This window comes from Amycolatopsis sp. CA-126428, assembly GCF_002904335.1.
Taxonomy (GTDB): Bacteria; Actinomycetota; Actinomycetes; order Mycobacteriales; family Pseudonocardiaceae; genus Amycolatopsis.
The window spans coordinates 67,486-79,751 of the sequence record NZ_PPHF01000180.1 but is presented as its reverse complement, the minus strand read 5'-3'; the positions used below and the strand labels follow the sequence as shown (position 1 = coordinate 79,751).

11 protein-coding genes and 1 riboswitch are annotated in these 12,266 nt (G+C 71.1%); of the genes, 3 read left to right on the top strand and 8 right to left on the bottom strand.

What is annotated here, in order from left to right; translation table 11 throughout:
• The 6 genes from C2L58_RS46255 to cutA form a co-directional block, all read right to left on the bottom strand.
• Positions 1-190: PAS domain-containing protein (locus tag C2L58_RS46255; protein ID WP_146073830.1), on the bottom strand; the 190-nt coding region annotated here is incomplete at its 3' end.
• A 51-nt stretch (positions 191-241) separates the two neighbouring features.
• Complete coding sequence (locus tag C2L58_RS46250; protein WP_233226312.1) at positions 242-640, bottom strand: ATP-binding protein; 399 nt, start codon at positions 638-640, stop codon at positions 242-244.
• A gap of 71 nt (positions 641-711) precedes the next feature.
• Positions 712-1,359: a response regulator transcription factor gene (locus C2L58_RS46245; protein ID WP_103343970.1), complete on the bottom strand. Its 648-nt coding sequence runs from the start codon at positions 1,357-1,359 to the stop codon at positions 712-714.
• A 52-nt stretch (positions 1,360-1,411) separates the two neighbouring features.
• Positions 1,412-1,876, bottom strand: coding sequence for a DUF6292 family protein (locus C2L58_RS46240; RefSeq protein ID WP_103343969.1), 465 nt, complete (start codon positions 1,874-1,876; stop codon positions 1,412-1,414).
• 67 nt (positions 1,877-1,943) lie between these two features.
• On the bottom strand, positions 1,944-2,651 hold the full coding sequence (locus tag C2L58_RS46235) for an RraA family protein (protein WP_103343968.1): 708 nt from the start codon (positions 2,649-2,651) through the stop codon (positions 1,944-1,946).
• Positions 2,652-2,660: 9 nt separating this feature from the next.
• The gene (gene cutA, locus C2L58_RS46230; protein ID WP_103343967.1) at positions 2,661-2,990 is read right to left on the bottom strand and encodes a divalent-cation tolerance protein CutA; all 330 of its coding nucleotides are present in this window, start codon (positions 2,988-2,990) and stop codon (positions 2,661-2,663) included.
• Between the two features lie 100 nt (positions 2,991-3,090).
• Here cutA and C2L58_RS46225 point away from each other — a divergent pair, with 100 nt between their 5' ends.
• Together C2L58_RS46225 and C2L58_RS46220 are read left to right on the top strand one after the other, a co-directional pair.
• Positions 3,091-4,497 carry a hypothetical protein gene (locus C2L58_RS46225; protein WP_103343966.1) on the top strand — a complete coding sequence of 469 codons (1,407 nt, stop codon included), beginning with the start codon at positions 3,091-3,093 and terminating at the stop codon, positions 4,495-4,497.
• 133 nt (positions 4,498-4,630) lie between these two features.
• Positions 4,631-5,776, top strand: a complete 1,146-nt coding sequence (locus C2L58_RS46220) for an FAD-dependent monooxygenase (protein WP_103343965.1) — start codon at positions 4,631-4,633, stop codon at positions 5,774-5,776.
• Here C2L58_RS46220 and metH read toward each other — a convergent pair.
• The gene (gene metH, locus C2L58_RS46215; RefSeq protein ID WP_103343964.1) at positions 5,758-9,402 is read right to left on the bottom strand and encodes a methionine synthase; all 3,645 of its coding nucleotides are present in this window, start codon (positions 9,400-9,402) and stop codon (positions 5,758-5,760) included. The genes C2L58_RS46220 and metH overlap by 19 nt on opposite strands.
• 14 nt (positions 9,403-9,416) lie before the next feature.
• Positions 9,417-9,495: riboswitch (S-adenosyl-L-homocysteine riboswitch) on the bottom strand.
• A gap of 302 nt (positions 9,496-9,797) precedes the next feature.
• Here metH and C2L58_RS46210 point away from each other — a divergent pair.
• A complete protein-coding gene (locus C2L58_RS46210; RefSeq protein ID WP_103343963.1) occupies positions 9,798-10,658 on the top strand; it encodes an LLM class F420-dependent oxidoreductase in 861 nt (286 codons plus the stop codon).
• Positions 10,659-10,710: 52 nt separating this feature from the next.
• Here the strand turns inward: C2L58_RS46210 and C2L58_RS46205 are convergent, their stop codons facing one another.
• Entirely contained in the window at positions 10,711-12,111 is a 1,401-nt protein-coding gene (locus tag C2L58_RS46205; protein WP_103343962.1) for a sugar porter family MFS transporter, read from the bottom strand.
• Positions 12,112-12,266: the final 155 nt, after the last annotated feature.

Genomic DNA, 12,266 nt, shown 5'->3' with positions numbered 1-12,266 from the left:
GCTTCCCCGCCGCCACGTCCTCAGCCGGGTAGAACACCGAAAAGTGCTGCCCGATGATCTCCGCGGCCGCATACCCCTTGATGCGCTCCGCCCCCGCGTTCCACGTCGAGATCCGGCCCTGGGGGTCGAGCATGAAGATCCCGTAGTCCAGTACTCCCTGCACCAGCAGGCGGAACCGGTCGTCGTCCATGCGGCAACTCTGCCGGATCGCCGCCCGCCCGGCACGACCACCGGCCGCGGCTCAGCCCACGAATTCGGCGGCCGGGGCGGGCAGGACACACCAGACGACCTTCCCGCGGCCGTGACGGGCGGTCCCCCGCACCGAGGACAGGCGGTCGACGAGGACGAGACCCCAGCCGCCGTCGGCCCCCGCCGGCCGCCGGACCGGCGGGGCCGGGTTGTCGTCGAAGACTTCGACGCGGACGTCCGCGCCGTCCACGCTCAGCCGCAGGACCGGGTCACCGTCGCCGTGGCGCAGCGCGTTGGCCGCGAGCTCGGTGACGACCAGCAGCGCGTCGTCGACGGCGACGGCGGCGGTCCAGGCGAGCAGGACGAGCCGGGTGAACCGGCGAGCGATGACGAGGCCGCCCATCGAGTCGGTCAGCACGCACTCCGCGGTCAGCGGTCCAGGGATGTTCACGCTGCCAGCCTGCTCGCCGGGCACCGGGCGGCGCGAGATGCAAAAGCCCCCACCCGGCTGATGCAGGTGCATCAGCCGATGAGGCCCTCCCGGCGGGCCACCGCGACGGCTTCGAGCTTCGACCGCGCGCCGAGCTTCTCCAGCACGCGCTGCACGTGGTTGCGCGTGGTGTTGCGGGAGACGCCCAGCCGGCGGCCGATCTCCTCGGTGGTCGCGCCTTCGGCGAGCAGGTCGAGGGTTTCGCGTTCCCGCGCGGTCAGCGCCGCGCCCGTGCCGAGGCCCCGGCCGGCGAGCCGGTCGAAGACGCCGGGCAGCAGCTCCGGATCGAAGACCACGCCACCGGCGGCCACGTCCCGCACCGCGGATTCCAGCACGCCGAGCTGGGATGACTTCAGCAGCAGCCCCGCGCCGCCCGCCTTGGCGACCTGCACGGCGACCGCGGGCGTCGCATCACCGGTCAGCACCAGCACCCGCGCGCCACCCGCATCCAGCTGCGCGATGACGCCGATGGCGTCACCGTCACCGAGCCGCCGGTCCAGCACCACGACGTCCGGGGTGTGCTCCCTCGCGTAGGTCACCGCCTCCGCCCGGGAACGCGCCCGGCCGACCACGGTGATCCCGTCGGCGCGGTCGAGGGCCAGCTGCAGCGCCTCCGCGACCATGTCGTGGTCCTCCACCAGCAGGACCCGGACGGGACGGGGCTCATCGGCGCTGCTCACGGTGTTCCCTCACTCCGGTGGTGACTGACCGCCCATCCTAGGCGCCCGCCGGTCACCAGGCGGTGGAACTCGGCCGCAGCAGTCCTTCGGGCCCGGTGACCGGCAGCCAGTCGACGAGGTCCTCGTGGTGGCCCGCCGCCCGGAACACCGGCGGCCGGAACGAGCCGGCGGGCAGTCCGGCGACCCGCAGCACCTCGAGGAACCGGGCGACCACGCGCGGCGGGGGCAGGACTTCCGGGCCGCCGAGGTAGGCGAGCGCCTTCACCGCACCTCCGCCCACGGGCTCGACGACCGCCGACCAGCCGTGCACCTCGTCCCAGATGAGGGCCAGGTCGTGCCCCGGCAGGTCCGGCAGTGTGCGGTCGAGGGCGACGTACCCGGAGGTGGGCACGTCGAGGTCGAGCGAACACGATTCGAAGCCGACACCGACCGCCCGGGCGACCCGGGCGAGGTAAGCACGCAGCCCTCGGGCGAAGTGGTACTCGATGTCCCTGCCGAAGCCGATAAGCGTGTTCATGGTTCCGCCTCCCGCACCCGCTGCAGGCGCGGAATACCCGATTCGGGCTGCGATCACACTTTCGTGGTCATTCTTCGATCGCCCCGCCCACGGCCCGGAGGTGGGCGCGGAAAGTCAAGGCCGGATCCGTTTCCCGCGCCGCAAGGAATTCACCGAATCGCACCTGCTGCCGCAACGGTTCGCCGCCGCGGATCCGGTCGGCCTGGCGGCGTTCGGTGTCGCGGATTCCTTCGGCGAGGGTGAACAATTCACCCGCATGGGCGAGCGGGACGAAGAGGACGCCGTCGTCGTCGCCCAGCACGAGGTCCGGCGGGCCGATCCGCCAGGTCCCGACGATCGCCTCGGCCAGCCCGCCACCGACGCGGGGACCCAGGCTGAGCGGGCCGGTGGGCAGGGAGCCGAGGCTGAACACCGGCAGCCCGATGGCGCGGATGTCCGCGGTGTCGCGGTGCAGGCCCCAGATCACCACCCCGGAGAGCCCGGCGGCACGGGCCTCGAGGACGACGAGGTCGCCGACGCAGCTTTCGTCGAGCCGGCCGCCGTTGTCGACCACCAGGACGCCGCCTTCGGGGGCGTCCTCGAAGGCTTCGAGGAAGACGTCGACGCTGCCGACGTGCCGGGCCGGGACGGCCGGGCCGAACAGGCGGCTGCCCGGCACCACCGGGCGCGTCGGCGCCGGTGCGCAGCGCACCGGGAGCCCGGCGCGGATGCACGCGTCGGCGAGGTGGGCGGTGGTCAGCGTCGCGAAGCGCTGCCTGAGTCCTTCGTGGTCCATGCGCCGAATCTAGCCAGCGTCCCGGGTCTCCCCGGTCAGCCACGCCAGGTATTCCGCGCTGCCGCCGACGATCGGGGTGGCGATCACCTCCGGCAGGTCGTAGCCGTGCAGCTGCCGCAGGCGTTCGGTCAGCGCGGGCACGCGGTCGGCGGTCGTCTTGATCTCCACCCGCCACTCCTGATCGGTCCGCACGGCGCCCTCCCACCGGTAGACGCTGGTGATCGGGCCGACGACCTGGGCGCAGGCGCCGAGGCGGGCGGCCACCGCCTGGGTGGCGAGCTCGCGGGCCGCCGCTTCCGAGTCCGTCGTGGACGTCACGATCACGTGTTCTGCCGCCATGGCTCCGAGGCTACCCAGGGTTTCACCCGGAATTCGAGACAGCGCCACCGCCCGGGCGCCAGGATGGGCGGCGCCCCGCCGCCGACGTGAGGACCCGAGGATGCGCCGTCTGCCCGCACTCGCCACCGCTGTGCTCACCGCCTCCGCGCTGCTGACCGCCGGAACCGCGCACGCCGCGAGCCCGCCGTTCCCCGCGTCGGTGTTCCGCGCGACCCACAACAGCTATTCGGGCAACGTCGACGGCGCCAAGAACTCCCTCGCCCACCAGCTCGACCACGGTGTGCGGTTCCTGGAACTCGACGTGCACGACAACGGCTACGCGACGTCCCACGACTACGCCATCGGGCACGACTCCCCCGGCAACCTCGTGGACCACGGCGGCGGCAACCCGGCGTCGAACGACCTCCGCGACTGGCTGACCGTCGTGAACACGTGGTCCGCGCAGCACCCGGCCGCCGCACCGATCGTCGTCATGCTCGACCTCAAGGACGACCTGACCGACAACCCGTCGTTCGCCGCGGGCAACCTGACCGCGCTCAACCAGGAGCTGGAGTCGGTGTTCGGCGCGCGGCTGCTGCGCGCGCAGGACTACCCGGCGGCGCAGCCGGAGGTCGACGCGCTGCGCGGGCGCGTGCTGCCGCTGCTGTCCGGCGACGGCGGCTCCCGCACCGAGTACAAGCGGGACGTCGGCTACCACCCGGCGGTCGCGCTCAACGGCCGCGGCCAGGTGGTCGAGGTGCACGACTCCGGGGCCGGCGCGCTCTGGTACTGGACCGGGACCTACGGCCCCGACGGGCGGGTCACCTGGCTGCGGCACGGCAAGTACGACAGCGGGCAGACGCCGGCTGTCGCGCTCAACGACAACGGCGACCTGGTCGAGGTGCACCAGTCGCAGGGCGCGAGCACGCTTTGGTACCACGCCGGCAAGCTCGGCGCGGACGGCGAGATCACCTGGCAGGCGAGCCACCAGTACGACAACGGCGTGCTGCCGACGGTCGCCTTCACCGACGCGACGCACCTGCGGGAGATCCACCAGAGCCAGAGCGGCAGCCAGAACTGGGCCTGGAACGGCGTGCTGGCCGGGCCCACGGTGTCGTGGACGGGCAACGCCAAGACCTCCGAAGCGCGGTTCGCCAAGGCGACGGCGACCAGCGCCGGCCGCACCGTGTCCGTGTGGACCGGCGCCGACGGCCCGACCTCAGCGCAGACGCTGCGCGCCGACACCGACCGCGCCGGCGGCGACCGGATCCGCTACCGCCAGGTCGCCTTCGACGAGTTCCAGCAGGGCGACAGCGCGGAGCTGCAGCAAGGTGCGCTGTTCTACGGCGCCCCGGCAACGGAGTCGGCGTTCATCACCTCGGCCCGGCAGGCGGGCAAGCTGGTCCGCGGCTGGGACTTCGACTCGGTGAGCCAGGCCACCACTCCCCTGGCGAACTACCCGGCGACCAACCACCCGTACGACGCTTGGTACCAGAACCTGCTCGCCCAAGCGGGCGCGGTCGAGTAGCGGGCCCGCCGGCGGAGCTCCGGAACTGTCGGTGCCCTCCGGTAGCGTGGAAAACGGGGGGCGCCCCGCGACTGACGGCGACCGTCAGCGCTTCGCCAGGGAGTGGTAAGCGGCCCTGGCGAAGCTCGGCCGCATGAAGAACCCGACCGTCCTGATCTCCGGCGCGAGCATCGCCGGCCCCGCCCTCGCCGGCCTGCTGACCCGGTACGGCTGCACCGTCACCGTCGTCGAACGCGCGCCCGCGCTGCGGCCCGGCGGCCAGGCCGTCGACTTCAAGGGCGCCACCCACCGGACCGTCCTCGAGCGCATGGGCATCCTCGACGACGTCCTGGCGCGGCAGACCGGCGGGCAGGACCAGACGATCATCGACGCCACCGGACGCGCGCGGGCCGTGATCCCCGGCGAGTTCACCGGCGGTGACATCGAAATCCGCCGCGGCGACCTCGCCGAAATCCTCTACGCGCACTCGGGCTGCGAGTACCTCTTCGGCGACACCATCACGTCCCTGACCGAGACCGCGGACGGGGTCGACCTCACCTTCGCCCACGCCGAGCCGCGCCGGTTCGACCTCGTCGTCGGCGCCGACGGCATCCACTCGAACGTCCGGCGGCTGGCGTTCGGCCCGGAGCGCGACTACGTGCGGTACCTCGGCTACCACTACGCCCTGGCCGAGCTCGGCGAAGACATCGGCGACGCGGTGATGTACAACGAGCCGGGCCGGATGGCCGCCGTCGGCGGTCCGAAGGCGTCGGCGTTCTTCGTGTTCGCCTCGCCCGGGCTGGACTACGACCGCACCGACACCGACAAGCAGCGGCAGCTGCTGATGGACGCCTACCGGGGCGGCGGCTGGCGGCTGCCCGAGCTGATGGCGAAGATCCCGCAGGCCCGCGAGTTCTCCCTGGACTCGCTCAGCCGCGTCACGATCGACCACTACTCCCGCGGCCGGGTCGTGCTGCTCGGCGACGCGGCCTACGGCAACACCCTCGGCGGCTTCGGGACCGGCCTGGCGGTCGTCGGCGCGTACGTGCTCGCCGGGGAACTCGTCGCCGCCCGAGGTGACCACCGGGTCGCCTTCGCCCGCTACGAGGAGCTGATGCGGGACTACGCGAAGGTCTCGCAACGCGGCAGCGCGGGCCCGTTCCTCGCGCCGCCGTCCCGGCTCCGGATCAAGCTGCGGGACCGGACGTTCAAGTCCCGCTTCCTGCTCGGCCTGATGCTGAAGGCGACCGACAAGTTCGCCACGGACATCGAGCTGCCGGACTACGCCCCGGGCTCGTAGGCCAGGTTCGGCCGCAGCCACTGCTCGACCTCGGCGATCTCGACGCCCTTGCGGCGGGCGTAGTCCTCGACCTGGTCGCGGCCGAGCCGGCCGACGGTGAAGTAGCGGGAGTCCGGGTGGGCGAAGATCAGCCCGGACACGCTCGCCGCCGGCGTCATCGCGTACGACTCGGTCAGGGCCATGCCCAGCTCGTCCGCCGCCAGCAGCTCGAACAGCTCGCGCTTCTGGCTGTGGTCGGGGCTGGCCGGGTAGCCGAGCGCCGGGCGGATGCCGCGGAACCGCTCCGCGTGCAGGTCTTCCAGCGCCGGCTGCGCGTCCGGCTCGAACCAGTCCCGGCGGGCCCGCAGGTGGATGTGCTCGGCGAACGCCTCGGCGAGCCGGTCGGCCAGCGCCTTGACCATGATCGCGCGGTAGTCGTCCTGCTCGGCTTCGAACCGCTTGGCCAGTGCCTCGGCGCCGTGGATGGCCACCGCGAAACCGCCGAGGTGGTCGCCGACCGGCGCGATGTAGTCGGCCAGGCAGCGGTTCGCGCGGTCGGCGGGCTTCTCCGTCTGCTGCCGCAGCATCGGGAACTTGACGTGCGCGTACTCGCCGTCGAGCAGGATGTCGTCGCCTTCGCTGTGCGCCGGCCAGAACGCGTACGCGCCCTTCGCGGTGAAACTGCCGTCGGCGATGATCTGGTCGAGCAGGGTGTTCGCGTCGTCGAACAGCTCGCGGGCGACCGGCTGGTCCAGGATGGCCGGGTACTTGCCCTTGAGCTCCCAGGCCAGGAACAGGAACTGCCAGTCGACCATCTCCCGCAGTTCCGCGATGCTCGGCTCGAGCACGCGGACGCCGGTGAACTCCGGCGTCGGAAGCCCGTCGAACGCGACCTTCTCGGGGTTCGCGCGGGCCTGCTCGAGGGTGAGCAGCGGGCGGCGCTGCTTGCTCGCGTGCTGCTCGCGCAGCACCTCCTGATCGGCCCGGTTCTTCTCGGCCAGCACGACCGAACGGTCCGCGTCGAGCAGGTCGGACACCACGCCGACCACGCGCGACGCGTCGAGGACGTGCACGGTGACGTTGTCGTAGGCCGGGGCGATCTTGACCGCGGTGTGCTGGCGGGACGTCGTCGCGCCGCCGATGAGCAGCGGCAGCTTCAGGCCGCGCCGCTGCATTTCGGTGGCGACCGCGACCATCTCGTCCAGCGACGGCGTGATCAGGCCGGACAGCCCGACGGCGTCGGCGCCTTCGGTCACCGCGGTGTCGAGGATCTTGCCCGCCGGCACCATCACGCCGAGGTCGATCACCTCGTAGTTGTTGCAGCCGAGCACGACGCCGACGATGTTCTTGCCGATGTCGTGGACGTCGCCCTTGACCGTGGCGAGCACGATCTTGCCCTGGCCGCCGGTGGAGGCCAGGCGGCCTTCCTGGCGCGCCTTCTCCTTCTCCGCCTCCATGAAGGGTTCGAGGTAGGCGACGGACCGCTTCATCACGCGCGCGCTCTTGACCACCTGCGGCAGGAACATCTTGCCGGAGCCGAACAGGTCGCCGACGATCTTCATGCCGTCCATCAGCGGGCCCTCGATGACCTCGAGGGGCCGCGCCATCTGCTGCCGCGCCTCTTCGGTGTCGTCTTCGATGTAGTCGACGATGCCGTGCACCAGCGCGTGGGACAGGCGTTCACCGACCGTGCCTTCGCGCCAGGAGAGGTCGATGACGCGCTTGGTGCCGCTGCCCTTGACGTTCTCCGCGAAGCTGACGAGGCGGTCGGTGGCGTCTTCGCGCCGGTCGAAAAGCACGTCCTCGACCAGCTCGAGGAGGTCCTTCGGGATGTCTTCGTAGACGGCGAGCTGGCCGGCGTTGACGATGCCCATGTCGAGGCCGGCCTGGACGGCGTAGAAGAGGAACGCCGAGTGCATGGCCTCGCGCACGACGTCGTTGCCGCGGAAGGAGAACGACAGGTTCGAGATGCCGCCGCTGGTCCGCGCGCCGGGGCAGCGCTCCTTGATCCGGGGCAGCGCCTCGATGAAGGCCTTCGCGTAGCCGTTGTGCTCGGAGATGCCGGTGGCGACGGCGAGGACGTTCGGGTCGAAGATGATGTCCTCGCCCGCGAAGCCCGCCTTCTGCGTCAGCAGGTCGTACGCGCGGCCGCAGATCTCGACCTTGCGGTCGGCGGTGTCGGCCTGGCCCTGTTCGTCGAACGCCATCACGACGACGCCGGCGCCGTAGTTCCGGATCGTGCGGGCCTGGGCGAGGAACGGCTCCTCGCCCTCCTTGAGGCTGATCGAGTTGACCACGCCCTTGCCCTGCAGGCAGCGCAGCCCGGCTTCGAGCACGCTCCACTTGGAGCTGTCGACCATCACCGGGATCCGGGCCACCTCGGGCTCGGTGGCGATCAGGTTGAGGAACGTCGTCATCGCCTGCTCGGATTCGAGCAGGTCGGCGTCCATGTTGACGTCGAGCAGGTTGGCCCCGCCGCGGACCTGCTCCAGCGCGACGTCGACGGCGCCCTGGTGGTCGCCGGATTCGATGAGCCGCCGGAACCGCTTGGAGCCGGTGACGTTGGTGCGCTCGCCGATCATCACGAACCCGGTGTCGGCGCCGATGGCGAACGGCTCGAGCCCGCTGAAGCGCGTGCGCGTGCGCGGCGCCGGCACCTCACGCGGGCTGAGGTCCTTCGCCGCGGCCGCGATCTTCCCGATGTGCGCCGGTGTCGTGCCGCAGCAGCCGCCGACCACGTTGACCAGGCCGTCCCGCACGAACCCGCCGAGCAGCCCGGCCGTCTCCTCCGGCGTCTCGTCGTAGCCGCCGAACGCGTTCGGCAGGCCGGCGTTGGGGTGACAGGCGACGTAGGTGTCGGCGAGCCGGGAGAGCTCCTCGACGTGCGGGCGCGCCTCCGCCGCCCCCAGCGCGCAGTTGACCCCCACGACCAGCGGTTTCGCGTGCTCGATCGAACTCCAGAACGCCTCGACGGTCTGTCCCGACAGCGTCCGCCCGCTCAGGTCGACGATGGTGACGGAGATCCACAGCGGCAGGTGCGGGGCGACCTCGCGCGCGGCGGCGACCGCGGCCTTGCAGTTCAGCGTGTCGAAGATCGTCTCGATCAGCAGCAGGTCGACGCCGCCTTCGGCGAGCCCGGCGATCTGCTCGGCGTAGGTGGCTTTGACCTGCTCGAACGTGACGGCCCGGTACGCCGGGTCCTCGACCTTGGGCGACAGGCTGAGCGTGACGTTGAGCGGGCCGATCGACCCGGCGACGAACTTGCCGCCGGCTTCGTCGGCGGCCTGGCGGGCCAGCTGCGCGCCGCGGACGTTCATCTCGTGGACGTACGCCTGCAGGCCGTAGTCGGCCTGGCCGATGCCGGTCGCGGTGAAGGTGTTGGTCGTCGTGATGTCCGCGCCCGCGGCCAGGTACTGGCGGTGGACGTCGAGGATGACGTCCGGGCGGGTGAGGTTCAGCAGGTCGGGGTCGCCGGTGACGTCGTGGGTGTGGTCGCCGAAGCGGTCGCCGCGGTAGTCGGCCGGGGTCAGCCCGGCGCCCTGCAGCATGGTGCCCCAGGCGCCGTCCAAGACGGCCACGCGCTGATCGAGCAGCTCACGCAGGCGTACGGTCGACTCGAACGCCGTGGACTCGTGCGGGGTGTTCACCGGCAGCCTCCCTCGATCGGGAGGCGCCCTTGGTTGGTCATTCCCGGCCGAGCGTGGCGGACCCCGTGGTCCGTTGCAGCGCCTCTCGGCCTGTGGTCCACGGTATCGGAACCGGGCCCGCGCACGCCATCCCGCCCCGCGGGCGCGTCCACGGACTGGGACACCGTCCGTCCACAAAGGAATGTACCGGTCACGCTGCCTCCGCGTCGCGATCGTTTCGGATCCGTCCACCATGCCGCACCCGGCGGGCGGCACTCTGCTCCCTGCCTGCTTACCCGGGCCACTTCCACCATCGCTCGATCGGAGCACAATGTTACTCTCCGCGGTTGCCGTCATTACTTTTCGTACTCCCGAGACGGCTTGAAAACTGAAACACGTTCTAATACGCTCCCCGGGTGGACTACGGAACAGTGCTGTTCACCAGCGACCGGGGGATCACCCCGGCGGCCGCGGCGCGCGCCGCGGAAGCCGCGGGGTTCTCGACCTTCTACGTCCCCGAACACACCCACATCCCGGTGAAGCGCGAGTCACCGCACCCGCGCACCGGGGACGCGTCGCTGCCCGACGACCGCTACAGCCGGACGCTCGACCCGTGGGTCGCGCTGGCGACGGCAGCCTCGGTCACTTCGCGCATCCGGCTCTCGACCGCCGTGGCCCTGCCGGCGGAGAGCGACCCGATCACCCTCGCCAAGACGATCGCCAGCCTCGACCACCTCTCCGGCGGCCGGGTCACCCTCGGCGCCGGCTTCGGCTGGAACGTCGACGAGCTGACCGACCACGGCGTGCCGGGGAACCGCCGCCGCACCGCGCTGCGCGAGTACCTCGAGGCGATGAGGGCACTGTGGACGCAGGAGGAAGCCGCCTACGCCGGGGAGTTCGTCTCCTTCGGACCGAGCTGGGCCTGGCCGAAGCCGGTCCAGGCGCACATCCCGGTGCTGCTCGGCGCGGGCCCGACCGAGAAGACGTTCCGCTGGATCGCCCGCCACGCGGACGGCTGGCTCACCACGCCGGCCGACACCGACCTGGACGGGCACGTGGCGCTGCTCAAGGAGATCTGGGGCGCCGAAGGGCGCGAAGGTGCTCCGCTGATCTGCGCGCTCGGCGAGCGGCCGGACCCGGAACGCCTGGCGCACCTGGATTCCCTGGGCGTGACCGAGACGATCTTCGGCCTTCCCGACCGCGCGCCGGACGAGGTCGAAGCCTGGATCGGGCGATTGGCGGGCAAGCTCGGCCTCGCCGCCGTGCCCGCGCACTGAACCGGCGGGACACGGACGAATCCGTGCCCCGCCGGTGTTCGACCCCCCGGGGTCAGCTCTTGACCGCGACGCCCTGCCGGGCCCGCAGGTCGAGTTCGATCTGCTCCAGGCTGCGGCCCTTGGTCTCCGGGACCAGCCACTTGGTGAGCACGAACAGCACCACGTTCACCCCGGCGAACAGGAACATCGAGCCGCCGATGCCGAGGGACTTCGGGTCGGAGATGATCGGGAACACCGCGCTCACGATGCCCGTCGCCGCCCACAGCACCACGCTGCTGACGCCCATGCCGGTCGCCCGGTACTTCAGCGGGAACACCTCGGACATCATCACCCAGACGACCGCGCCCCAGCCCAGTTCGTACCCGACCAGGTAGAGCACCATCATCACCAGCATCAGCAGGCCGCGCGTGCCGGTGTCGTGGACGTTCAGCACGACCAGGCCGGCCGCCACCAGCGTGACCACCATGATGACGTTGCCGATGAGCAGCAGCGGCTTGCGGCCCCAGCGGTCCACCACGAACACGACCCACGCGGTGAACAGGAACTTCGTCACGCCCAGCAGCACGCCGGACAGCAGCGCCGCCTGGGTGGCGAAGCCGAGCCCGATGAGCATCGTCGGGAAGTAGGCGTTGATCGCGTTGACGCCGCTGAACTGCTGGCCGATCGCGAGCAGCAGCGCCACGACGATCATCGGCCGCACGAAGCCGGAGAACAGGTCGCGGATGCGCGGCTTCTCCTCGGTGTCGAGCCGGATGACCTCGTGGATGGTCGCGATCTCCTCGTCCAGGTTCACGGTGCTGCCGTGCGCGCTGGCCAGGACCCGCCGCGCCTCGTCCTCCTGGCCGTTCTTGACCAGCCAGCGCGGCGTCTCCGGCAGGAACACCAGCCCGATGAGCAGGATCACCGCGGGCACGATCGCGCCGGCGAACATCCAGCGCCACGCCGAAATCGGCCCGAGCCAGTAGCTGACCAGGAACGCGATCAGGATGCCCAGCACGATGAAGATCTGGTTGAGCGCCCCCATCGCGCCCCGCCACTTCGCCGGGGCCAGTTCGGACAGGTAGGTCGGGACGGTCGACGAGGAAAGCCCGATCCCCAGCCCGATGATCAGGCGCGAGAGCACCAGCAGCACGAACGTCGGCGAGAAGCTCGCCGCCAGCGTGCCCACGATGACGATGCCCGCGGCGACCATGATCGTGCGGCGCCGGCCGAGGGCTTCGTTGGTGCGGCTGGACAACAGCGCGCCGACGATCGCACCGACCGACAGGCTGGCGGTGATCACGCCCTTGTCCCAGCTGGTCAGCGCCCACAGTTTCCCGATGAACGGGAGCACCCCGGAGATCACGCCGAGGTCGTAGCCGAAGAGGATGCCGCCGAGCGCGCCGAAGAAGTACAACGTTGTTCGGCCGATGTGCCGCGCCGACGCTGTCTGTGTACTTGACTGATCGGTCATTGCCGGGTCGCCTCTTTCTTGAGTGCAGTCGAGCGTAGGTCCAGTCCAGCCAGCGGCCACCACACTCACACGCCGGAAAATGGCGGGCAAGAAGATCCGCGATAACAATTCAGACACCTGATCGTCATTCACGTATGTGATTCCGGCAAAACCGG